The organism is uncultured Kordia sp. (genome assembly GCF_947496985.1).
Lineage (GTDB): Bacteria > Bacteroidota > Bacteroidia > Flavobacteriales > Flavobacteriaceae > Kordia.
The window spans coordinates 40,846-64,347 of sequence record NZ_CANMEZ010000005.1 but is presented as its reverse complement, the minus strand read 5'-3'; the positions used below and the strand labels follow the sequence as shown (position 1 = coordinate 64,347).

The following is a 23,502-nucleotide window of genomic DNA, read 5'->3' as shown; positions in this document are numbered from 1 at the left end:
TCGTCAGTAGGTTTATATTTCGTAAGCAATATAATACAGATTGCTGAAATAATTAACAAAACTGTAGATTATTAACGACTTGGTAACGTTGATTTGCAATTACAGTAAGGTGTTTTGATTTTTTTCAGATATTAAGCTATCAACTTCGCAACAATTCCACTTCTGCATTTGGATTAAATAGATAAACACGTCCTGTAGCAATTTCTTGACATTCATAGCGTTTTATACGTTTATTTCCACGCTTAAATATTTTTCCATTATGTAAACGAAATGTACTACCATGTGGAATTTCAAATACATAATTTTTATCATTTTCCGGATCGTATTGTTTGAGCGCTAATGCAAATCGTGCATCTGTATCACTACTTGCTTTTGGATTTTTAAAATGATTGGCAACAATAGGTAGTATTTTTGCAGGAAATATTTGCGGATTGATAAATGGCAACATTAATTGTTGAAACGTACGTTTCCACTCTATTCCGTGAGGTTTTATTAGACGTCCGTGCTTTTCATATGCTACCAAATGCGCAATTTCATGAATTAAAGTTATGAAAAAACGGTATTTGTTATCACCTGCATTTACGGTTATTACATGCCTTCCATCAGACATTCTGCGGTAATCACCATGTCGTGTAACTCTCTGATTCACAATTTTTAAGTGTACTTGATGCTTCTTTATGAGTTCAAAAGTAGGATCTACGGAGCGTTCAGGAATGTATTTGGTTAGTATAGCTTTCACGATTCAAAAGTAATAATTTGTTTTGAAAGAAGATAATTGTACCAAATAGAGCAACCGACAATTCACGGAATCGAAATTGCCGGTTGGATATAATTTATAAATTATCCCCTATTATTTCTTAGCTTTTTTCCATCTTTTATAAAAGAAAATTCCAATTGCAGATAATAAAATTATTGGCCAAATATGAAACAATGCAATAACTAAGATTTGAATAAAATTCCAACCTTCTGACAATCCTTCTTTCGCTTTGGCTAAAAATCCTTTTTTATACGCTACAGGTTCTTCCTTATACGTTATCGTTTCATAAATTTCTACCTGAATAGTACTATACGCAACTCTATTGCTCATGTATTTTATTTTTCCTTGCGCTACTTCTATTTCTTCCTGAATGATGCGTAATTGGTTTTCTGTCGCTAAAATATCTTTAACCGTTTTTGCATTTCTACGCAATACAGCTTCCAAACGTTTTTTTACTTCTAACTTTGTTTGTAAGCGTATTTGTATGTCCATATATTTTTCTGTTACATCCGTTGTAGATATGTTTACATAATCTGTTTCTTCGGCAAATTTTTTAATGCCTTCTAACATTGTATTAAATTTATCTTTTGGAATTTTTATGGTGAATCTGTTTTGCTTAGTATGATAATTTTTATCGTATCGCAATTCCGAAATATAACCACCATTTATATACATTTCATCTTTTATATCTGCCAAAGCTTTTTCAATATTTATTACTTTATATTTTGTGCTTGCCGTTTTTATAATTTTTAAATCTTTGGGAATGTTAGACGTACGTTCTTCACTCTTCGTTTGTGGTGTTAGACCACGTGTTTGAGTTTTATAATCATTTTTCTTATCTGTATCAGTTGTTTTATCATCAACACCATCATAATCATTTCTAAGGTCTACATTTTCTAATGACAGTTGTTCTTTAAACTGGCTCTCATTTTGATGACACGAAATAGAAATCAGAAAAAGAAAAATGAGTAGATATGATTTTACGATTCGTTTTAGTGTGATTGCATTCATAATTTTATATTTTTAAGGATTACGAATACAAACGTATCGGAGTTTTTACAAAAAGCTTTGTAAACGACTTGTAACAGCTTTGTAAACTAATTTACAAAATACAATTTACTGACTATCTGATTTTTACATTTTAATTGAACACAGAAAAAACATATTATTTTTCAGTATTGAAACAGCAAATTGCGAGCACTTTTTTGGCTTCGCATGCTGCTTCAAGTGATATTTGTGAATGGAAAGGGAATACAATTACAGATTTTCAAGAAGACTTACGCAGTAAAACAAAAGGAAGTATTAGCGAAAAATGGTTTTATACATATATTAAAAATGATGCTGAAAAGTTGCCTCGTGTAGACATGCTTAATTTGTTGAGTGTGTATGTTGGTTGCGAAAACTGGAATGACTTTATGCAAAAAAACGTAGAAACCAAAGCTAAAAACGAAATTGAAGCTACTGAAGTCAAAGCATCTTCACGTCGTTCTGTATATTTACTTTTTATTGTACCATTATTAGCCTTTGGAATTTATAGTTTGTATCCAAAAGAAAATACATTTTCATTTTGTTTTACAGATGCCGATCAGCGTGAAGCTATAACAAAAATACCTTTAGATATTGAAGTGATTCGAAATAATGAATCGTCTTTGTATTTTAAAACAGATAGTTTGGGATGTTTCTCTTATACAACTCCTGAAAATGAATTGAAATTTGTGGTAAAATCGCCGTATCATAAAACAGACACCATAGTACGGCATATCAATTCGAGTACTCATAAAACAGTACAATTACAAACCGATGATTATGCTTTGATGTTGTTGTATTATGCAAATGGAAACAAAAATGATTGGAAAAAAAGACGTGTACAATTGAATGAGTTGATTTCTGAAAATGCCCAAATTTACAGAGCGTTTAAAAATAATATTGGCATTGAAATTTACACCAAAAAAGAATTTATCAACTTACTAACCATTCCGACAAGTACATTAAAAAAGATGCAAATTCTTGACAAAGTATATGCAAATAATAAGATTGTGAAACTTAAATTTATGATTCAATGATGAAAAAGATTGTATACATACTATGTTTCCTTTTTTGTGTTGCTTGCAATCAACACGCTCCTAAATCTGAAAATGCAACAATGAAAAGTCAAGAATTTACCGTTGACAAAGATGGTTTATTAGATGATACTGACTATAAAACTGATTTAAAAAAGCCTGATTTAGATTTTTCACTAATTGGTTATTTAGACACCGAAATTTCGGCAAAGTTACAAGCCAACTATGAAGCAAAAATATTAGCTACTAAACATCCTGAGTTTCAAGAAGCTATTAAAGAACAATTAGCAGGTTCAGATAAGTTCAATGTTTCACTTTCCGATTCTATAGAAACCATTGAAATTAAAGATGTTGAACGTTTTGGAATTATGAGGAATCGTAATGATAGTATTACTACGCAAAAAATTAGATATACTTCATTGATCAATTCAAAATACACGCAAAAAGACAGCGTTCTTGTTGTGATAAAACGCGCTATGATTGTTATTGATAATGAGTTTAAAATAAATACTTCTTTCTCGTTTGAAAAATTGGATTGATTAGATTTTTAAATCGTTGTTGCTGTTAGATTTTCTGTCACATTAAGCGCGAAGTCGAAGTAAAAAAACCTTCTTCCAACCACTTTACTTTCCATTGTTTCCAATGCGATTCAAGTTCATTTGCATCAAAGTTATGTTGTGTAATAAAGAACTGTTTGGTTTTATAAATAGATTGCGTTTCTTTTAGCTTTGTTAAGAAATAGTACTGAACTCTATTCAACTCAAATAATCCCAATCGATACTTACGACGTAGTAACACGCAGTAACTTTCAGCTTCAAATGGCAGTGTTGGATTTCGATCATTTACTACTTCTTTGTAATATAAACTCACTGGAAATTGATGTTTGTACAAATGAAATACTGGCACTAATTTCAAGTCTTCTTCTTTTGTTTCTAAAGTTGTTTTTTGATGGTTCTCATCGGCCTTTTCATCAAAAATAATATTTACTAAAAATTCAAAGTTTGCCAATTCAATCATAAAATCAGGCCATGATTCTTTTACTTCAGCATCTTTATCTGGTCTCGTTTCTTCTAAGAACGTTCCAAAATGCTGACCTAAATCGCCCAAAGTATAACTTTTTGAAGGATATTGATGTAAGTACAAATCGGCAAATTCTAGAAACAATTCTTTTCCCAATGCATGGCTTAATGCTGGAAATTGCGCAATCATACAATCACGCAGACGAGCAATATAACTTCGTTGGTAAATTTGCAAGTGTTGTTTTGCAGAAAGTTTTGAAGTCGATTTTACAAAATCTTCATAATCATTTCGAAACTGTGGATTTATCAATTGTGATTGCATCCATTGTTGAATTTGCGCAAAACTTTTTTGTGTCGCTTTACGCGAAGCGTCTCTTTTGATGTCCATTATTCTACAAAATCTTTTGCCACATTCGTCACCATAAAATCAACTGGATTTGACACTATTTCTGTTTCAGACACTGTTACCCTTGGTGTTACAAATTGTTTTTCAAAACCATTCATATAATTTTTTGCTTTCAATAATTCTGCATGACAGACATTAAAATCAGGAATATTTCCATCCCATTCTAATAAAGTTGACGTTCCACCAGTACGTTCCCAAGCCAAACTGAATAATTCCCAAACAGGATCAACTACGGGACTGTCATGAGTATCTATAATATGATCACCATTGTGTTGATGACCTGCCAAGTGCATTTGTACAATACTTTTATGTGGCAAACCTTCTATGTATTCAATTGGATCAAATTCATTATTAAACGAAGACACATATACATTATTTACATCGAGTAATAAACCGCAATTCGTTTCTTCAACCATATATTTTAAAAATTGCCATTCTGGAATCGTAGATTGTTGAAACGTTAAGTATGTACTTGGATTTTCTAGAATTAATGGTCGTTCTAAATAGTCTTGCACTTGTTTTATTTTCGTTGTAATAAGCTTCAAGCTTTCTTCATTGAGTACAACAGGCAATAAATCATGTGAATTTAGACTTAGCACACCTGTCCAACACAAATGATCGCTAATCCATTTTGGATTAATTGCTTTTGCCAGATTTTTTAATCGTTTGAGATATTCAAAATTTAAGTCATCTGTACTTCCAATCGACATTGAAACTCCATGCATTACGATTGGATACTTTTCAGCAATTTGATCTAATACATACCTTGGTCTACCGCCAGAATCCATAAAATTTTCCGAAATAATTTCGAACCAATCTACTTTAGGCGTATGTTCTAAAATATGATTGAAATGTTCTCCACGCAAACCTAAGCCCAAACCTAAATCGGGCAATTGTTGTACTGTTTGTTTCATTGATTTTTAGCTTTTGGCTATTTGCTTTTAGCTTTCAGTATTAACGTCATTCCGAGCTTGATTCAGAATCACACATCCTTATTTTATCTTTTCACAAAAAACATCACTTCGAGTGATTTTTGATAGAAAATTGTATCGAGAAGCACTTCGGAACTTTATTGTTTCTAAGCTCTTCTCGATACTAAATCTTTCCAATATTTCACTCGAACTAACGGTTTAGTTATTATTTTTTTGAAGATTTCTTTTTTGAAGATTTTTTCTTCTTTTTGTCTTCTTTACAATCACAATTTTCAAGTGTATTTTTGATTTCGTGACTACTTTCTATACAGAATTCATTTGCACTTTTCTCTGGATTATTTAATCCAAAAGAACAATATTTATCACCACTACTTCCACAAGATTCTCCTCTTCCTTGAGTACGTAACCATTTTATTGGTGGACCATATTGAAAAGGCGCATCTTTTACCGTTCTACGTGATTTATCCATACGATCTTCAAACAGTTTACGAGCCAATTGCCATACACTTCTTCCTTTGTTTGGTCCTTGTGTAATGAAGCGTTCAGCAGGAATTGGCGTTCCACAACTTCCTTGCCACGCGCAATCATTTGCTCCTGGTCTACACTGTTCTTCTGTATCTCCATATAATCCGCAACCTCCTTGACCGCGACAATTATTTAAAGTATGACAACTATGTACTTGCGTTGCACAATGTCCTGAGCCTGCACAATCGTTTGTTCCAAATCGATCATGACCTTTACAAGCGTTTAGTCCCATACATGCGTGTAACTCCAATGGCACTGCGATATCTTTTTGTTTTGATGGTGTACTTGTTCCGCTTCCACATCCATTAGATCCTCCACTACTTCCGCAACCGTTTGAACTACTACTACTGCTACAACTGTTAGGCCCATTTGTACTTGATTTGCTACAACTGTTTGCGCCACATCCATTTAATGCGCTATATTTTAAATCTTTCATGTCTTTACTGCTTTTAATTATAAAATCCCTTTGTTGTTTTCTACCAAGTATGCTTCTAGTGGCACATCTGGTAAATCTTTAATTCTACTTAGTATTGTTTCAGATACAATAGGACTTGAAGCCATTGCAGTTTCTGCTAAGTTTATTATTTGAGATTTTGGACTTGATGAAGGAGCAAAGTCATAATCTTCAAGGGTTGCTGCGACGCTATGTTGTTCACCACTACTATCTGTATAATGTAATTTAGACATAGTTCCACATAAATTATCTAGTAACCAAATCATAGATTTATGAATTCCAAACATAAATATTTCGTATTGCTTATGTCCAGCAGTTTTGTAACATGCTTCTGCCATTACAAATATGTATGTATAAATTGCATTTGTAAGATTAGATACATCTTGAATAGCTGATGGGTAATCTGATGTACTTGGGTTTGTTGGAAGGTCTCTTACGAAGTACTTAGTGAAATCAAAATCCTTTGTTCCTAAAAAAGCATTGAGTTCATTATTTTTTCTTTCAATTGTACAATATACTTCTAAGAATTTATCGAAATGTGATAACTCATGTTGTTTCCCTTTATCATCATAATCTAACGGATTTGTCATTCCTGAACCTAACGGAAATAATGGACATACAACTGTTCCTTCAGGAGTTAAATGATCTCCTACTATTTTCTCTTTTTTACCATCTATTTCTATTGTAAAATGTGAACCTTCACCTTGCTCTATGATTTCGTGCATTGCATGAATCGCTGAAGATTTTCCTTTTACATGAACCAATCCTCCGCTATCTTCATCATTTGGAAATTGCGGTTTATGATTTTCATCATAGTAAATTGTATCAATATTATTTTGTGCGTAGTATCCTTTTCCTGGTAATAATTGTGGTGCATCTCCGTTGAAATCAGAATCACTTAATTCTTTATCCATGCAGGCTATGATTTGATCATAGTATTCACCTATTGTGGTATATTCAATAGCTTTTCCTTTTTCATTTTTACCATTATTAAACGGTAATGGACTTTCAATTAGCAAAAATGCATGTAGTTGTTCTTTATTAAGTTTTCCTCTATTTATTGGAAAAGCAGGGACATGACCAGGTAAGTATGCTGGCCATTCTTTTGGAGTTTTCCCAACTAAATCAGGAACACCTCCATAAGGTGGTTTTAATGCATTTTTTATATTAGATGATAATGACATGTGCAACATTTCTTCTACAGCAACACTCATAATCAATCCGCCAGCTTTGTTGGCAAAAACCATAATGTCCAAAGCTAGTTGCGCAGCAGCTTCTTGTAATTCAGCAGCTGTTTTTTTATTTTTCTTTCCATTTTGAGTTGCTTGCATATCTGAAAGAATTTTTGCTTCTATATCAGATTGGTTGGGAACTCTATTGACTGAATAATAGGTATATAAATATACTGGAATTGTAGCAATCTCAATTTCAATAGCTTGTTGCATTGCTTGTTTGAGATTTGACTTGGTTACCTTTTTGGGCAACTGAAAGAGTAGTCCATTCATAATGTAGTTGGTTTTATTTTATATGGTCAGTATAAATTTAAACGATGTTTATTCAATTAGTACACGTAATATTACCTATTTCATACATTTCGTTCTAATTTAGACAGAATTCAAATAACTTTTCAGCTACAGTTATATAACTAATAATACGTGTATTATATCAAAATAGTTTTGAATTATTTCTGAACATGGTATTTTTTAGCTACTTTTAATTAAAATTAAATTTATCACATATGAAAAAAGTATTGTTGTTTTTAATGCTTTGTGTTGCAATTCCCTCCTTTGCGCAAACTGAGCTATCAGATGATGACGCCGAATCAAAATTGCTTGTAAATAATGATCGATTGATAGTCTTAGATTTTTATGCTACTTGGTGTGGACCATGCAAACGTATGGACCCTATTATGAAGGAGTTGGATAAAAAATATAAAAATCGTGTTGATTTTTATAAAATTGATGTAGATAAAAGTCAAGTAGATGATGCCTTAGGAATTTCAGCAATGCCTACTTACTTATTCATTTATAATAGTTCCAATCTTAATCAAATTGAAGGAGCTATGAGCAAAGCTAAAATGGAAGGTTTGATTAAGAAGTATATGGGCGGAGATTCAGGAACGACAGTTTCTACTGATGCTACTGATGACTTTGATGTAAATGATTATAGTCAAGCAAATATTGATAAAGTATGGGATTCTTCTACTAAGTTGAATTCTTTAGCATGGAACGCTTATAAAAATCATAATGATGTCAAAATTTTATTAAAAGCAATCAAAGCAGTAGAACGTTCTATTGAGTTAGAAGCTACGTATTATAATGTAGATACGCATGCAGCTTTGTTGTATAAAACAGGAAATTATGCGAAAGCACTAAAGACCGCAAAAAAAGCAATCGATATTGCAAAAGAAGAAGACCTCAGTTACAAAACAACTACCGAGTTGATTGAGAAGATTATTGAAGAGATGTAAAATTTATCACACATACAACATTATAAAAAAGGAAGCTGAAAAAGCTTCCTTTTTTCTTTATCTACAAAATAGTATTTTTGATGCAATCAATACGTATTAATTATATTTACCATGAAAAAAATTGCATTTATATTTTTTATTACTACTATCTTTTGCATCCACTCAACATTTGCACAATCGGATAACAAACAATATATCAAAGCTTCTATAGGATATGGCATTAGTGCTCCCTATGACAATGTTGATGTTATTGGAAGCGGATTTTATGCGCAAGGAGAATATGTATATGAATTTTATAATTGGCTAGATATTCGTCCGTATGCAGGTGTTATTTTCGCGAATAGCAAGGAAGAAGACAACAAACCAAATGAAGCTGGTTTTACATCTGATGCAAACGCCTTTTTATTGGGTGGAAAAGCGAGATTAACCGCTCCAATTCCTTGGATTGCTCCATATATTGAAATTGGGATTGGAGTATCTGTAGGAAAGTTTGAAACGATCACAAATACTACATTTATTGATAAAAGCGGACTCTTATATCATATTCCACTGTCTCTTGGGTTAGAGTTAGGTCCGAAACATAATTTTGATATTGCGTTTACATATTTCATACATCCGAGTGCTGAACAATTTGCAGGCGCTGCTGCTTTTGGTGTAACGTTTCCATTAAACTAAACACCTATATCATAGTTATGATTGTTTCACAATAAAAAACAAAAACATATTTATGGTATACCGAATTAAAGAAAAGTTTTGGGGATTTGGTGATAATTTTTCAATTACAGATTCGCAAGGAAATGAGTGCTTTTATGTGAAAGGAAGAGCATTTTCTTGGGGAGATAATTTATCATTTCTAGACAATAATAGAAAGGAATTGGCTATTATAAAGCAAAAACTTTTTAGTTGGAAGCCAAAATATCAAATTTTTATTAACGGAGAACTGTATGCAGAAATCATAAAAGAATGGAGTTGGTTTTCTAAAGTATTTATTCTTGATGTTCCCGGACCTAATGATTATACTATTGAAGGTTCTTTTTGGGATCATGAATTTGTATTTACGCGAAACAATCAACAAGTAGCTACTATTAGCAAAAAACATTGGGCTTGGACAGATAGTTATGCTATTGACATTCAAGAGAAAGAAAATGAAATAGCTATTTTAATGACATGTATTGTGATTGATCAAATTTTACATGATGATACTCACTCCGATAATGATTAGTTACTGTTTTTATTTTCTATCTTAAGGATAATGATTTAAATTGTAACGAAATGTATGGAACTCCATATATATATTATTAAATTTATGAAAATAATACTCTTAATCGTTTTCAATTTTCTCATACTAGTATCATGCAATAGTTCAAATGAAACAAAAACTAATGATCCACTACCTTTACCTTACAAAGGGCTAGAAATAATTAAGTCAGAAGCTGTTATCAAAGATCGTGTGAATGGAAAATCACTACTTAAAATGCAACTGTTTAATGAAGTAGTGATGGATTCAATTCATGATGATTCATACTTCATTCACTTTAAGGTTTTAGTAAGTTCTGAAGATTTCAAGAATAAACTAATCTCTAAAGGAAGTAAACTCATCAATGACGAAAATCAACATATAGGATTTGCGTTAAACGATATTCATATTCGTGCGGCAATTGAAGATAAATACAATAACTATTATGCTGGATACATAGATGGTGTAACTGCCATAAACAATCTTTATACCGAATCCATTATAGAAAATAAAATTCACACTAAACTTATAGGCAATAAGAACTCTCCTGATGATTTTCAAGATATACTAAAAGTTGCTAACTTGAATGTATTAGATTCCTTAGATTTTATTGAGTTTTTAGAACTTCCAGAATTCACTAAAGCACAAAACAAACTCCGTAAAGCTCCTTCATGGAAAGACATGAAAATTTATTATGACGGCTTTGGACTCAAAAATTATCGTTATATGTTGATGCTTGTCTTCGAAAAAAACAAACTAATCAGTGTTACCTCTTCTCGGGGTATGTATATTCCTAAATGGACACAAGCAAATAGCGCTTCGGGTTCTATAAAATATTATATTTCTGTCTCGCCAGAACTAACAACAAAAGAAAAAGAGTTAAAAATTGAGCTTACTAAATGGCTTCTTGAAGAATTGTAAAAACAACATTCTATAGCAATGCCTTGTATTTTATTTTAAAATCATGTGACTTTTTTTTATTTCTGCGAATAATGATATAAAGACCTGAATTATTCATGAATGAAAAGAAGTTCATATCAATTATAGAAACTCATAAAAATTTAATTTTTAAAGTTTGTAATTCTTATTGCAATTCTAATGAGTATAAAGATTTAGAACAAGAGATTCTTATTCAAATCTGGAATTCTTTTGACAGGTATGATGGACGTGTAAAAATCTCAACTTGGATTTACAAAATTGCTTTAAATACAGCAATTTCATATTACCGAAAAGGATTGGTTGAGAAAAAAAGGACTTCTACAATCCACGAATCAGTGGTTACTTTTTCAGAATATAACTTTGAACTTGATGAGCAAATTAAGCTTCTATACAAGTTTATAGAAAAGCTCCATTATCTTGAAAAAGCAATTATTCTATTGTATTTGGATAATTATACATATAAAGAAATATCTGAAATCATAGGGTTTTCAAAAACGAACATTTCTACCAAAATTAATAGAATTAAGATTAAACTCAGAAAAGATTTTACTCAAAAAAAATAACGATATTATGGAATTAAATGATTTAAAAACAGAATGGAAAAAGTCTGACTCTTTGCTTGAGTCAAATTTAATTATAGACTCTCAAAAACTCTCAAAAAGAAAATTGAATAGATCAAAAAGTGAGATGACGACACCTTTCTTACATGAAATAGCAAATATCATAGTAGTATCAATCACTGTTTTGGCTGCTCTTGTAGGTTCAATACTTTATATCAATGAAATGAAATTCAGTATTCCTGGGTTTATCGCCGCAATTATTGGTTCCGTATATCTTTATTTGGCAATTACAAAGGCAATTAAAATCTCAAAAATTGATTATTTCACCTCAACAATTATTGAGATTCAAAAAGAAATTTCACAGCTGTCATTACTTGTTTTAAAATTCCGAAAGTTAGAACTCATTCTGTTTCCTCTATTTATTGTTTCAATTTTGCCTATCACTTTTATTGCTATACAAAACAGAGATCTTTATAATGATTTACACTTTTTTCTGTTTGAAATTATATTTATAATTGGATTTGGATTCATTGGAATATTCTGGATAAACAAAAACCTTTATGACAAAAAGATAGAAAGAGTCAAGTTATTTTTACAAGAATTGATTAATGAAAAAGATATTTCAATTACTAATTCTTAGTACTTGAATTATTTTCCAGCAATTGATGTTTGATATTCCAATACATCAAATTTCATGTTTACATACATCAATTTTGTAGGTACGCTATCTGATTTTCCATTTACAATTTTATCATAGTCAATTCCCCAATCAAATAGATTCATTTGCCCACTTAACACCAGTGAACTTGCCATTGTTTCTTTTGGGTCTCTAATTCCAGTTACGAAGAACTTCACTTCTTTTTCAACTCCTTTTATTGACAATTTACCATTTACTTGATACCAATTTAATCCCATCGTATAAACATTAGTAGACTTAAATACGATTTGCTCATTGCCAATTCCGATAAATAAATCTGGCGTTCTAATTTTGGCAGTTAACTCTTCACTATTACATACATTAAACGTATTCGGATCTATTTTAAACGAGATCCTCATATTTTCTAAAGGATTTCCTAAATCATCACGCGAAGGAATTTCTAGTTTTAAATCATTTACAGTACCTGCAAATGGTGTACTACAATGTCCATGTGTTACAAATAGATTCATGGTTTGATGTTGTTTACCTTTTATAACATCAATAGTTTTATTTGTATGAACAACGTCATTGCTTTTTGAGTTTGTTTCATTTTTAGTATAACCACTAATCACAAGTGCAATAGCTAATACGATGAATGGTAAAACAATAATTTTGATTTTTTTCATGACTTCATTTTTTACATTTCCACGAATATATAGTGAGTTCGCTATTCTATTTGTCAATCAAATGTAAAAAAAGTGTCAAAAAGTGTGTTTATAATCAAAAACTAAGGCGTAGAGCTAGAAACTTGCATTATTTTACCGTTATAGTATTTGTTTCCTGTTAAAGAGAAATCACGAATATATGTTGCCATTTCCAAAGCGCTTAACGGCGCTTTATAGCCTGGAAATGCTTCTTCTAACATTTCAGTTTGTACAGCACCTAAAGCCAATACGTTGAATGCAATTCCTGCTTCTTTATGTTCTTCAGCTAATAATTCTACTAAGGTGATTACAGCTCCTTTAGAAGAACTGTATGCAGCTAAGCCAGGAAATTTCATACTTCCCTGAATTCCACCCATAGAACTTATAGTAACTACGTGACTTCCTGAAACCATATGTGGCACTAATACACGACTCAATTCTGCAACACCAAATACATTGACTTCATAAATCCATTTGAAATCTTCCATTGTAGTTTCTGCAAAAGGTCTGTTGAGTAATGCTCCTGCATTATGAATAACGATATCTACCTGTTCCCAGTTTTCTTTTACAAAATCGGTTACACGTCCATAATCTTCTGGCTTGCTTAAATCGAACGCAAATGAAGTTATATTTTCATAGTTCAGGTTTGTAATTGGTTTTTCGTTTCGCGAAAGCGCTAAAATATTGTATCCTTCTTTTGCAAAAAGGTGTACCAATTCGAAACCAATTCCTCTACTTGTTCCTGTAATGATGATGTTTTTCATCTTTTCTAAATTTCTTTAAACTATTTTGTGCTAACTGCTGTGAATAATCAACGATAAAATTATGGACTTCTAGGTATTTTTCGATACAAATTTCTTAGCAGAAATTCACTCGAAGTGACGTGTAGATTCACATAATGAATAAAGTTATCAAATTGGATTTTAAATTATCAGATCAAATAATCTTCAAATCGAACAATTATTTTGAAGGATTCATTTTGATTTCTTTAGTTTCCGCATTGACTGCTTTTTTCACTGCTGGAATAAACGTATTTACGAAGTTTGCCATGTGATTAAAATCCATAATATCAGCTTCATCTCCTACTTTATGATAGTGTTCAAAATTTGAAAAATCGAACGTACAGAAGGTTTGGCTAGGCACATTAAATTCTTTAAAAAACGGATAGTTATCCGATCGCATGAATAATCTAAACTCTTCTGCTTTTGAAAAAAACCCTGCAATTTTTTTCCCTGCATATTCGTTCATTTTTTCTGCAAGATTTGTTTTATCAAATCCTGTAACGTAAGCTGTATAATCTTTGTCTACTAAAGGAACTCCTACCATTTCAAAATTTAACATAACATATAAGTCAATATTTTTAGCTTTTAAAGTTTTTGCTAAGTATTTTGAACCTACTAATCCTTTTTCTTCCGCAGAGAATAACGTAAATAAGATACTTCTTTTATTGCTTTTAGTTTTCGCAAAGTATTTTGCCATCGTCATAACAGTTCCAACTCCAGCAGCATTATCATTGGCTCCATTGGCAATTTTATCACCATTTTCTTCTTGTGCAAAACCAATATGATCGTAATGTGCGCCAATAATTACAAATTCATCTTTTAATTTAGGATCTGTTCCTTCTAAATATCCAATTACGTTAAAAGCTTTTTTATCTTTTACATTAAAACTATCACGATACGTATCAAAATACGGTTCCACACCTAAATTTTCAAAGTAGCTTTCAATATATACTGCTGCTTTTTCAATCCCTTCACTTCCTGTATCTCTTCCTTCTAATTCGTCAGAAGCCAAATACGTTACAATATCATCTACTTCTTGAGCTTCAATGATAATTTCTTTTGTTTTACAAGAAAAGATTAGTAATGACACTATAAGAATCCCGAATATGTTTTTTAGGTATTTCATGATTGTTTTTTTGATTGATGATGAATTATGAGTTTAAACAAAAAATCCCACTTCCGTGGGATTTTTCAAGTATGATATGTTTATGCCAACATTGTCACAGGATTTTCTATATACTGTTTTACAGTTTGCAAGAATTGTGCTCCTGTTGCGCCATCTACTGTTCTGTGATCGCACGCTAATGTAACTTTCATTGTATTTCCAACAACAATTTCTCCGTTTTTCACTACTGGTTTTTGCACAATGGTTCCTACAGATAGGATTGCTGAGTTTGGTTGATTGATAATTGATGTGAATTCTAAGATTCCAAACATTCCTAAGTTAGAAATTGTGAAAGTACTTCCGTCCATTTCTGCTGGAGAAATCTTTTTACTTCTTGCTTTTCCTGCTAAGTCTCTTACGTTTGCTCCAATAGTTGTTAAACTCATTTGGTCTGCAAATTTTAACACAGGAACTAATAATCCATCATCAACTGCAACTGCAACTCCTACATGAATGTGCTTGTTGTAACGTGTTGTTGCGTCATTCCAAGTTGTATTTACTTGTGGATGTTTGCGTAATGCCATCGCGCAAGCTTTTACAATCATATCGTTAAATGATACTTTTATATCTGGAATTGCATTGATTGTTTTTCTAGAAGCAATTGCATTGTCCATATCCAATTCTACCGTTAGGTAATAATGTGGTGCAGAGAATTTAGATTCTCCTAGACGACGTGCAATTGTTTTACGCATTTGCGAGTTTTTCACTTCCTCACTGCTTTCTTCTCCTGCAGGTACAAAAGGTGCTACTACTGCTTCTTTCGTTGCTGCTGGCGCAGAAGTTGTTACTTGAGGTGCAACTGCTTTAGCTGCTGCTGGTGTAAAGTTTTCAACGTCACGTTTTATAATACGTCCATGATCTCCACTTCCTGTTACTTGCGATAAATCAATACCTTTATCTGCTGCTATTTTCTTTGCTAATGGTGAAGCAATGATTCTACCACCTGAAGATCCGTTTCCAGAAGCTACGGTTGCTGTTACTGGTTCTTCTTTTGGTGTTTCTGCTTTTGGTGCTTCTTCTCCTACTGAATCGTTTCCCGAAGCTGCAGCTTTTAATACTGTATCAACATCAGTTCCTTTTTCACCGATAACTGCTAATATACTGTCTACTGGTGCAGTTTCTCCTTCTTTTACTCCAATGTATAGTAATGTTCCTTCGTTGAAAGATTCAAACTCCATTGTAGCTTTATCTGTTTCGATTTCTGCTAAGATATCACCTTCTTCAACATTATCTCCTACTTGTTTTAACCAAGTTGCAACTGTTCCTTCCTCCATGGTATCACTTAACCTTGGCATGGTTACAACAATAGCTCCGGATGGCATTTCAACCTTTTCAGTACTTACTGCTTTTGGTGTGTCAACTAGTTTCTCTTCTGTAACTTCTTCTTTTGCTGGTACTCCTACTCCACTTACTAAAGCGGCTACATCTTCTCCTGCATCACCAATGATTGCTAATAGTGTATCAACTGGCGCAGTTTCTCCTTCTTGTACACCAATATAAAGTAGTGTTCCTTCATGGAATGATTCAAATTCCATTGTTGCTTTATCGGTTTCAATCTCAGCTAAGATATCACCTTCTTCTACTTTATCACCTACTTGTTTTAACCATGTTGCCACAACACCTTCTTCCATGGTGTCACTTAGTCTCGGCATGTTTATAATTTCTGCCATGTTTTATAGTTTATGAGGTAAAAATGGATAATCTTCTTGTTCGTATACTGCATCATACATCAAGCTTTTTTCTGGATATGGAGAGTCTTCTGCAAATTTTTCACATTCTTTCACCAAGGCTTTTACACGCTTGTCCATTTCTGCAATTTCTTCTTCTGTAGCATATTCTTTTTCAAGTAATGTTTCTTTTACTTGTGTGATAGGATCTATTTTTTTGTATTCTGCTACTTCGTCTTTTGTTCTATAGTGCTGTGCATCTGACATTGAGTGACCTCTGTAACGGTATGTTTTCATTTCTAAGAATGTTGGTCCGTCTCCACGTCTTGCTCTTTCTACTGCCTCATGAACTGCTTCTGCAACTTTTACAGGATTCATTCCGTCTACTGGCCCACAAGGCATTTCGTATCCTAAACCTAGTTTCCAGATATCTGTATGATTCGCTGTTCTTTCTACTGAAGTTCCCATTGCATACCCATTGTTTTCACAGATAAAAACTACAGGAAGTTTCCAATTCATTGCCATGTTAAATGTTTCGTGCAACGATCCTTGACGTACCGCTCCATCTCCCATATAACATAGTGTAACTGCATTTCTTTTGAAATATTTGTCAGCAAATGCCAATCCTGCTCCTAGTGGAATTTGTCCACCAACAATTCCATGTCCACCATAAAATCCTTGTTCTGGGGCAAATATATGCATTGAACCTCCAAGACCTTGTGAAGTTCCTGTTGCTTTTCCATATAATTCTGCCATTACTTTTTTAGGATCAACACCCATTCCAATTGGCTGAACATGATTTCTATATGCCGTAATCATTTTATCCTTTGATAAATCCATTGCATGTAATGATCCTGCCAAAACAGCCTCTTGACCATTGTATAAGTGAAGAAATCCACGCACTTTTTGCTGAATATATACAGCTGCTAGTTTGTCTTCAAATTTTCTCCAGAATAACATCTCCTCATACCATTTACGGTATATCTCTTTAGTGATCTTTTTCATTTATTTCAAATTGGTTGGCATTGTTAAATAAAATAGTAACAATTCCATTTTAAGGTTTATAGCTTCTTGTTGTTTGTTTGTTTTTAATGAAACGATAACAAAAATACTATTTTAATAAGAAGTGAAAAAATGTTGTGATGATTTATCACTGTTTTAACACGAATTATTGTTTCGAAAACGTTATCGAAAACATGAAAATCATTTTTGACGATTATATTTTTTTACTTCGCAACTGTTTTTTATGATTTTTCTGATTTTATAAATACGATTTATCAAAGACCAAGGGTAATAAATCTTTCAGTGAATTTGATTTCATTATTTTTCCTTCTGCTCCCATAAAGTAAATTTCTATGGGTGATTCTTGACGCATTTCATATTCAGCAATTGATTGTCTACATGAACCACATGGTGGAATTGGCGTTTTGTTGATATGATTATCAGATGTCGCTGTAATGGCAATTTGGTTTACAGCTACCCCAGGATATTCTGCTCCTGCATGAAAGATAGCAACACGTTCTGCACAGAGTCCAGATGGATATGCAGCATTTTCTTGATTGTTTCCTAAGATTACTTTACCATTCTCTAATAATAATGCAGCTCCTACTCTGAATTTAGAATATGGAGCATAGGCGTTTTTACGTGCTTTTACAGCACTTTCCATGAGTTCTTGTATTTTTTGAGGAAGTTCCTCTATGTGGTCATAACACGTAAGTGTTGTTGTGATTTTTATTTCTTGCATTTGAAATTTTTATTTTCTTTTTTGATTGAACTTAACTCGAATCAAAATAGCTTAGAAATATAGTGATTATTTATGTAATAGCGTAATTTGGTTTATGTGTTTATGTGTTTATGTGTTTATCTGTTTATCTGTTTATCTGTTTATCTGTTTATCTGTTTATCTGTTTATCTGTTTATGTAAAATTATTTTTTTTTAAACAAAAAAACCTTTCAATTGAATTGAAAGGTTTTTGTATATGTATTATTTGTTGAATTTTATAATTCGTCGTACGTATCTCCTAAGTTAAATGTTAATGAGAAACGCAATGTATTTTCTAATGGGTTTTTCACTTGTGATGCAGAGAATAAATAAGACACATCAATTTTTACAGCACTATACTTAAATCCTGCTCCTAGTGTTAAAAATTTTCTAGCTCCTTTTAATTCACTTTCGTTGAAGTATCCTGCACGTATTGCAAATGAATCTTGGTACCAGTATTCTGCTCCTAAAGCATATGTAAATTCTTTTAATTCTTCACTGAATCCGCCTGGTGCATCTCCAAATGATTGAAAGATTCCCGATACAAAACTTACATCATCACTTTGTCCTTCTACAATAATTGTAGGTTCGTTTTCATCAACGTTTGGCGTTGTAGGATCATCAGTATCTTGATTTCCATCATCATTTAAATCTACGTAACCGAGTTTTGGAGGTGTAGGAACTAATAATTTTGTTACTTCTGCACTTACAGATAATTTGTTGTATTCATCAAATATGAAGTCAAATCCACCACCAAGTCTTAATTGAGTTGGCAAAAAGTTTTCTTGACCTAAATCATCATATTTTAGTTTTGGACCTAAATTAGAGATATTGAATCCACCTCTCCAACGTCCATTGAAGCTATCATATGCAATTTCTTCTGACTGATAGTATCCTGCAATGTCCACAGCAAATGTACTTGCAGCGTTTGCTTCTGTATCTGGCTGTGATTGTAGTTTTAAATCTGAACGTAAGAAACGACCTGTTACCGACATTGAGAATTGATCACTTAAACGTAAGGCATATGATGCATCAATTGCCAATTCGTTTGGTCTTTCAATTAACGGTGTAAAGTTTCCTATGTCCGCTTGTTGTTGTGTAATGATTTCAATTTCTCCTAAACTGAAATATTTAATACTTGCTGACCAAGCACTTCTTTCACTTAATCTGTTGTAAAATGTTAAGTTTCCAAGAAATATATCATTTACTAAGTCACTTAAGTATGGTGTGTAACTGATACCTACTCCAATTTGTTCTTTAGCAAAAGCGTATTTTGCCGGATTCCATTGTTGCGAATATGTATCTGGTGAAGTTGCAACTCCTAATTCTCCCATTCCTCCAGCTCGAGCATCTGGAGTGATCAGTAGGAAAGGAACTCCTGTGGTAATTACTCTTGTATCATTTGGATTGATAACCGTCGTTTGTGCATACATTCCCAATGGGACTAAACACAATAAGGATAAAAATATCTTCTTCATTAAGTTAAATTTTAACAAATATAGGTTTTATTTATAGTATTACAAGTTTTTCAAATTTTTCAACTTTCTGATTAGTTAACGGAGATTTTACTGTAATCTTGTATACATAGACTCCTTTTGCTAATTTATCTCCGAAATCGTCTTTCCCGTCCCATACAATATCACGCGACAGCGAACCGAAATCTTTACTGCTTGCGCCAGCATTTGCTTTTCCTACAAGTGTACGTACTACCTTGCCTGACACTGTAAATACTTGTATCATTACATCCAGTTCACTTGAGCTATTATGATTAAACCAAAACTCTGTATAGCTAACAAATGGGTTAGGATAATTTAACACATTGGTAATAGTGAGTGAGTTATTTTCGTTGAAAACTGTAAATTGTATTTCGTTTGTTGAAGAATTGTTGTACACATCCCACGCTTTTAATGTAAGCGTATGCGTTCCTTCTTCTAGATCTCTGAATGGAAATTTTACAATTCCACGTGTGTAATCGTTTAATTCTGTTTCGTAATAATCATTTAAAATGATTGGATTTACTTCATCTCCATCAAGAATTCCGACAATATCATGTCCAATTCCACTTGCGGTATTGATTCCATTTTCATCCGATAGTTTTGCTAACAAAAATGGTGATTCATTGGTAATTCCTCCAGATACAAAACTTTCATCATTCATAAATAAGTTTACAACTGGTGGTTGATTGTCTGCTGGTGCATTTTCATTTAATTCTCCTACTAAAAAGTTTTCGTTAAATCCTGTATGATCTTCTAAAACATCTCCTTTTTCTGCATAGAAACTGATACGACCATTTCCTACAGGAATGGCAATATCACGTGGTACTACGAATTCGAATTCAAAAGTACCGTCCGTTACTCCAGACTTTCCTCTGAATATAATTTCTCCTAACGTTTCAAAGTCTAATACAAATGGAAAATCATTTGATAGTGTTTGGCGCTGAATGTTTTTGTCGTAAATTGTTGAGAATACTGTTCCGTTGTATGTATTTAATATGTTTCCGAATTCGTCCGTAATGTTTCCTGCCATTTTTACTCTACTTAACGCTTTTAAGGTATCTGTAGCTTGTGTAATTGGCACATCATTTATTGCTGTAAGATTTACACGTGGTTTTGGAATCGCAAGTTTTAATGCTGGATCCCCAATGTAGAAAACTGTTCTTTTGTTACTTGTTGTTACCAAGTTTTTAGTTTGACGTAATGCTTCCGATATTGGCTGATATTCGTTAGAACCATATGAAAATAAGTATCTTGCTAATAATTCGTTGATACTTACCCCTACATTTTGAAATATTTGTCGTGTTGTTGTTAAAAGTGATACTGCTCCACCTTCTTCATTCCAAAACATGAATTCTCCAGCAGTTTGACGTAGTGGGTTATCAAATCGAGTGTATTCACAAGTAATTGTGATAAATAAAGGAAGACGGCAATCATTTCTTAGTTCTTGCGAATCATTTTTTTCAAAGATTCTTTCTCCTGCGAGTCCATCTTCTCCACCATGACCAAAGTAGTTTACTACTAACGAACCTAAAGCAATATTATCTTTTATGGCTTCATTTACTTCCGGATAGCGTTCTCCTCCTGCGGATGTTTGTTGTACAAATGCATCTGAGTGAATTTTAGAGATATTGATAAATGGTTTGTTCGCTACTATTGTATTCCCTAAGGCATCTAAATCTACTTCCAAGTCTTTATCGGAGTTGTCTTCGGCATCATCTGAAATAATTGTCACTGTATTTCTCCACCTTCCATATGCTTCCTTACTATAATATGTTAACACTTTATCTACCATTGCTTTTGCTTGGCTTTGTTCCATGATTAACATTCTCCCTAAAGCGATATCTAAACGATCTGCTATAGATAATGTTCCTTCGTTATCATCCATCATACCATAGAAATCATCTGTCATGAATCCTCTGGTTAAGTTAAAACTTTCGTATGCCTGATATACAGGAACTATGTTCGTGTTTTCTTCTATTCTATCTTTATAATCGTATGACGCATCTCCAAAGAAACAAACATATCTTAATCTGTTTTCATCCGCACTTGCATTGTCATATACATATTTAATAAAGTTACGAATGGCTCCAATATCTGGATTCCCTGTATTAAATTCATTGTAAATACTTGTCAATGTAACGACTCTAACTTGCAATCCTGAGTTTGTTCTGTGAAAATCGGCTAAGCGTTCTGCTTGCGAAACAAATTCTTCTGGAGAAATAATAATATAATCAACGTCTCCTTCAGAAAAAATCGTTCCTTTTAGGTTTTGATTAGCAACTAAACTATTAGGTTCTATCGTTGGAATGAAGATTTGCGAATTATCGAGCGCTATATATTTTCTAACTTCTCCCATTGGCGCATTAAAAGCAAAATTACTTGCTGCTCCTTCATTCGTTACTTTCGAAACATCCCATATATCCGTAATGTCCCAAACTTCAGGAATATCGGTCGCATTTGCAATAACAAATTCCCCAAAACCTATAACATTTCTAGCATCGTTGTATTGAAAATTGAATTGTTCTCCAGTTCCCATTAACATACGTGTCGATGCTACTGAAATATAATCAAGATATCCTATAGAACCTGCAACTCCATTATTTGAATAATTAAGCGTAATACTTAAATTTTCTGAGCTTAAGTTTATTTGATCTTCTATTAATCCTTGGCGTGATTGTGGTGATCCAGGTATAATATGTTGTGTTGCTAATGATGAACCATTGATAGGCGCAAAGTTAAAATTAAATGTTGGCTGTCCGTTTACGTTTTCTGCAGGCTGTCCATTAATTAATGTAGACATTGAAGTTGCACTATTTGAAATAGCTGCTGGTTTAATCCCTATGGTTACTGGCTCAGAAGTCACAAGATTTTTAAGGTCAAAATCAAATGTTTTTTCTGTTTCAATGTTAAATACATCTCCAAACCATCTTCTTCCTAACTTTACAATATTCACATTATCAAGTTCATGATATTGGTAATCATTGTATTCAGTTACTGTTACCGCTGGTGTTCCAGAAGGCTGTACTGCTTCTTGAATCCTTTTTCCATCTTCTAAACCTTCTGTGGTAATATAATAGTAAGTTTTGTCTGTATATGCATTAATATGAGTTTGACTATCATTATTCCATTCTTTTGGGCCTTCCGCATAGAATAGAATATAATCATTTGCATTGAATTCACCGTCTTCTTCACCAACTACTTGTATCGCATTTTCGGCAACATCATAATGTTCATTTAATGAATTTTGTAAAGGAAGCATTCTTCCTCCATTACCATATATTTTTAATTTTCTTGGATTTAAATTCCCTGTATTAAACCCTATTTGATTTAAAAAATTAGCATCTATTCTATGGATTCCTGATTCTTGCACAGAAAATCTATAAAAATTACCCGAACTCAATACTGAACTTGTAACATCTTCAGGGTTCCCAGCTGTAAATGCACTACTTGAATTAAAAGTATAGCTGACATCAAAACTTGTAACTTTCTTAATAACACCGTTATCATTCACTAAAGGAGAAACCACTAATATGTGATTATTTTTCCCTCTTGCCTTGGAGTTATAAATGTTAACAGTAGCTACTGAAGGTAGTTTTCTTTTGTCAATATTACCTAACTGTGTATTGGTAAGCGTTCCATATGAGATGTTATCAAAACGAATAGAACGTTGATTTACTGTTCGATCATCGTCCCATTGTGTAACAAAACTAATAGTAGCATCGCCATTATACACAAAATATTCTTTGTTGAATGTAGGCAATTTCAAATTGATGTTTTCTGTAGAAAACTCAGTTACAGTATCGCTCCATGCTAAATCAAAATGTTTATTTTGAGCATATATACTTATAGAAAGGATACCTAAGAGGAAAGTAAGTTTTTTTTTCATTGCATCTTTAACGGTAAAACAAATTAAATATTATTAATTGATTT

General features: G+C 32.5%; 22 protein-coding genes. 8 read left to right on the top strand and 14 right to left on the bottom strand.

Going from position 1 to position 23,502, the window contains the following annotated elements; translation table 11 throughout:
* Positions 1-139: 139 nt before the first annotated feature.
* Both Q0828_RS14095 and Q0828_RS14090 read right to left on the bottom strand, forming a co-directional pair.
* Positions 140-739, bottom strand: a complete 600-nt coding sequence (locus Q0828_RS14095) for a SprT-like domain-containing protein (RefSeq protein ID WP_298422183.1) — start codon at positions 737-739, stop codon at positions 140-142.
* Between the two features lie 111 nt (positions 740-850).
* Positions 851-1,768, bottom strand: a complete 918-nt coding sequence (locus Q0828_RS14090) for a DUF4349 domain-containing protein (RefSeq protein ID WP_298422180.1) — start codon at positions 1,766-1,768, stop codon at positions 851-853.
* Positions 1,769-1,902: 134 nt separating this feature from the next.
* Here Q0828_RS14090 and Q0828_RS14085 point away from each other — a divergent pair, with 134 nt between their 5' ends.
* Entirely contained in the window at positions 1,903-2,820 is a 918-nt protein-coding gene (locus Q0828_RS14085; RefSeq protein WP_298422177.1) for a hypothetical protein, read from the top strand.
* Positions 2,817-3,356, top strand: coding sequence for a hypothetical protein (locus tag Q0828_RS14080; protein WP_298422174.1), 540 nt, complete (start codon positions 2,817-2,819; stop codon positions 3,354-3,356). The genes Q0828_RS14085 and Q0828_RS14080 overlap by 4 nt, the downstream gene beginning before the upstream one ends.
* A gap of 37 nt (positions 3,357-3,393) precedes the next feature.
* On the opposite strand, the gene Q0828_RS14075 is transcribed toward Q0828_RS14080, so the two are convergent.
* The 4 genes from Q0828_RS14075 to Q0828_RS14060 form a co-directional block, all read right to left on the bottom strand.
* A complete protein-coding gene (locus tag Q0828_RS14075) occupies positions 3,394-4,224 on the bottom strand; it encodes a DNA-binding domain-containing protein (protein WP_298422171.1) in 831 nt (276 codons plus the stop codon).
* Complete coding sequence (locus tag Q0828_RS14070) at positions 4,224-5,156, bottom strand: DUF692 domain-containing protein (protein WP_298422168.1); 933 nt, start codon at positions 5,154-5,156, stop codon at positions 4,224-4,226. The genes Q0828_RS14075 and Q0828_RS14070 overlap by 1 nt, the downstream gene beginning before the upstream one ends.
* Before the next feature lie 223 nt (positions 5,157-5,379).
* Complete coding sequence (locus tag Q0828_RS14065) at positions 5,380-6,135, bottom strand: hypothetical protein (protein WP_298422165.1); 756 nt, start codon at positions 6,133-6,135, stop codon at positions 5,380-5,382.
* A gap of 17 nt (positions 6,136-6,152) precedes the next feature.
* A complete protein-coding gene (locus tag Q0828_RS14060) occupies positions 6,153-7,658 on the bottom strand; it encodes a ferritin-like domain-containing protein (protein WP_298422162.1) in 1,506 nt (501 codons plus the stop codon).
* Positions 7,659-7,891: 233 nt separating this feature from the next.
* On the opposite strand from Q0828_RS14060, the gene Q0828_RS14055 reads away from it, so the two are divergent.
* The 6 genes from Q0828_RS14055 (at position 7,892) to Q0828_RS14030 (ending at position 11,999) form a co-directional block, all read left to right on the top strand.
* The gene (locus Q0828_RS14055) at positions 7,892-8,623 is read left to right on the top strand and encodes a thioredoxin family protein (protein ID WP_298422159.1); all 732 of its coding nucleotides are present in this window, start codon (positions 7,892-7,894) and stop codon (positions 8,621-8,623) included.
* A 111-nt stretch (positions 8,624-8,734) separates the two neighbouring features.
* Positions 8,735-9,298, top strand: a complete 564-nt coding sequence (locus Q0828_RS14050) for a hypothetical protein (protein ID WP_298422156.1) — start codon at positions 8,735-8,737, stop codon at positions 9,296-9,298.
* Between the two features lie 52 nt (positions 9,299-9,350).
* Positions 9,351-9,845 (top strand): LURP-one-related family protein, encoded by a 495-nt coding sequence (locus tag Q0828_RS14045; RefSeq protein ID WP_298422153.1) that lies wholly within the window; start codon positions 9,351-9,353, stop codon positions 9,843-9,845.
* Positions 9,846-9,929: 84 nt separating this feature from the next.
* Complete coding sequence (locus Q0828_RS14040; RefSeq protein ID WP_298422150.1) at positions 9,930-10,781, top strand: hypothetical protein; 852 nt, start codon at positions 9,930-9,932, stop codon at positions 10,779-10,781.
* 95 nt (positions 10,782-10,876) lie between these two features.
* The gene (locus Q0828_RS14035; RefSeq protein WP_298422147.1) at positions 10,877-11,362 is read left to right on the top strand and encodes a sigma-70 family RNA polymerase sigma factor; all 486 of its coding nucleotides are present in this window, start codon (positions 10,877-10,879) and stop codon (positions 11,360-11,362) included.
* Positions 11,363-11,369: 7 nt separating this feature from the next.
* On the top strand, positions 11,370-11,999 hold the full coding sequence (locus Q0828_RS14030; RefSeq protein ID WP_298422143.1) for a hypothetical protein: 630 nt from the start codon (positions 11,370-11,372) through the stop codon (positions 11,997-11,999).
* Positions 12,000-12,007: 8 nt separating this feature from the next.
* Here the strand turns inward: Q0828_RS14030 and Q0828_RS14025 are convergent, their stop codons facing one another.
* From Q0828_RS14025 to porU, 8 genes are all read right to left on the bottom strand, one after another.
* Positions 12,008-12,682, bottom strand: coding sequence for a YceI family protein (locus tag Q0828_RS14025; protein WP_298422140.1), 675 nt, complete (start codon positions 12,680-12,682; stop codon positions 12,008-12,010).
* A 101-nt stretch (positions 12,683-12,783) separates the two neighbouring features.
* On the bottom strand, positions 12,784-13,464 hold the full coding sequence (locus tag Q0828_RS14020; RefSeq protein ID WP_298422137.1) for an SDR family oxidoreductase: 681 nt from the start codon (positions 13,462-13,464) through the stop codon (positions 12,784-12,786).
* Between the two features lie 196 nt (positions 13,465-13,660).
* Entirely contained in the window at positions 13,661-14,608 is a 948-nt protein-coding gene (locus tag Q0828_RS14015; RefSeq protein ID WP_298422134.1) for a M20/M25/M40 family metallo-hydrolase, read from the bottom strand.
* A gap of 80 nt (positions 14,609-14,688) precedes the next feature.
* Positions 14,689-16,317, bottom strand: a complete 1,629-nt coding sequence (locus Q0828_RS14010; RefSeq protein WP_298422131.1) for a 2-oxo acid dehydrogenase subunit E2 — start codon at positions 16,315-16,317, stop codon at positions 14,689-14,691.
* 3 nt (positions 16,318-16,320) lie between these two features.
* The gene (gene pdhA, locus Q0828_RS14005) at positions 16,321-17,319 is read right to left on the bottom strand and encodes a pyruvate dehydrogenase (acetyl-transferring) E1 component subunit alpha (RefSeq protein WP_298422128.1); all 999 of its coding nucleotides are present in this window, start codon (positions 17,317-17,319) and stop codon (positions 16,321-16,323) included.
* Positions 17,320-17,575: 256 nt separating this feature from the next.
* On the bottom strand, positions 17,576-18,058 hold the full coding sequence (cdd, locus tag Q0828_RS14000) for a cytidine deaminase (protein ID WP_298422126.1): 483 nt from the start codon (positions 18,056-18,058) through the stop codon (positions 17,576-17,578).
* Positions 18,059-18,312: 254 nt separating this feature from the next.
* Entirely contained in the window at positions 18,313-19,554 is a 1,242-nt protein-coding gene (gene porV, locus Q0828_RS13995) for a type IX secretion system outer membrane channel protein PorV (protein WP_298422123.1), read from the bottom strand.
* Positions 19,555-19,585: 31 nt separating this feature from the next.
* The gene (gene porU / locus Q0828_RS13990) at positions 19,586-23,458 is read right to left on the bottom strand and encodes a type IX secretion system sortase PorU (protein WP_298422120.1); all 3,873 of its coding nucleotides are present in this window, start codon (positions 23,456-23,458) and stop codon (positions 19,586-19,588) included.
* Positions 23,459-23,502: the final 44 nt, after the last annotated feature.

Bases quoted from the DNA above. Each gene is read 5' to 3' on its own strand.
- Q0828_RS14090 (WP_298422180.1), bottom strand. From the start codon at position 1,768: ATGAATGCAATCACACTAAAACGAATCGTAAAATCATATCTACTCATT.
- Q0828_RS14080 (WP_298422174.1), top strand. From the start codon at position 2,817: ATGATGAAAAAGATTGTATACATACTATGTTTCCTTTTTTGTGTTGCT.
- Q0828_RS14075 (WP_298422171.1), bottom strand. From the start codon at position 4,224: ATGGACATCAAAAGAGACGCTTCGCGTAAAGCGACACAAAAAAGTTTT.
- Q0828_RS14070 (WP_298422168.1), bottom strand. From the start codon at position 5,156: ATGAAACAAACAGTACAACAATTGCCCGATTTAGGTTTGGGCTTAGGT.
- Q0828_RS14065 (WP_298422165.1), bottom strand. From the start codon at position 6,135: ATGAAAGATTTAAAATATAGCGCATTAAATGGATGTGGCGCAAACAGT.
- Q0828_RS14060 (WP_298422162.1), bottom strand. From the start codon at position 7,658: ATGAATGGACTACTCTTTCAGTTGCCCAAAAAGGTAACCAAGTCAAAT.
- Q0828_RS14055 (WP_298422159.1), top strand. From the start codon at position 7,892: ATGAAAAAAGTATTGTTGTTTTTAATGCTTTGTGTTGCAATTCCCTCC.
- Q0828_RS14050 (WP_298422156.1), top strand. From the start codon at position 8,735: ATGAAAAAAATTGCATTTATATTTTTTATTACTACTATCTTTTGCATC.
- Q0828_RS14045 (WP_298422153.1), top strand. From the start codon at position 9,351: ATGGTATACCGAATTAAAGAAAAGTTTTGGGGATTTGGTGATAATTTT.
- Q0828_RS14040 (WP_298422150.1), top strand. From the start codon at position 9,930: ATGAAAATAATACTCTTAATCGTTTTCAATTTTCTCATACTAGTATCA.
- Q0828_RS14035 (WP_298422147.1), top strand. From the start codon at position 10,877: ATGAATGAAAAGAAGTTCATATCAATTATAGAAACTCATAAAAATTTA.
- Q0828_RS14030 (WP_298422143.1), top strand. From the start codon at position 11,370: ATGGAATTAAATGATTTAAAAACAGAATGGAAAAAGTCTGACTCTTTG.
- Q0828_RS14025 (WP_298422140.1), bottom strand. From the start codon at position 12,682: ATGAAAAAAATCAAAATTATTGTTTTACCATTCATCGTATTAGCTATT.
- Q0828_RS14020 (WP_298422137.1), bottom strand. From the start codon at position 13,464: ATGAAAAACATCATCATTACAGGAACAAGTAGAGGAATTGGTTTCGAA.
- Q0828_RS14015 (WP_298422134.1), bottom strand. From the start codon at position 14,608: ATGAAATACCTAAAAAACATATTCGGGATTCTTATAGTGTCATTACTA.
- Q0828_RS14010 (WP_298422131.1), bottom strand. From the start codon at position 16,317: ATGGCAGAAATTATAAACATGCCGAGACTAAGTGACACCATGGAAGAA.
- pdhA (WP_298422128.1), bottom strand. From the start codon at position 17,319: ATGAAAAAGATCACTAAAGAGATATACCGTAAATGGTATGAGGAGATG.
- cdd (WP_298422126.1), bottom strand. From the start codon at position 18,058: ATGCAAGAAATAAAAATCACAACAACACTTACGTGTTATGACCACATA.
- porV (WP_298422123.1), bottom strand. From the start codon at position 19,554: ATGAAGAAGATATTTTTATCCTTATTGTGTTTAGTCCCATTGGGAATG.
- porU (WP_298422120.1), bottom strand. From the start codon at position 23,458: ATGAAAAAAAAACTTACTTTCCTCTTAGGTATCCTTTCTATAAGTATA.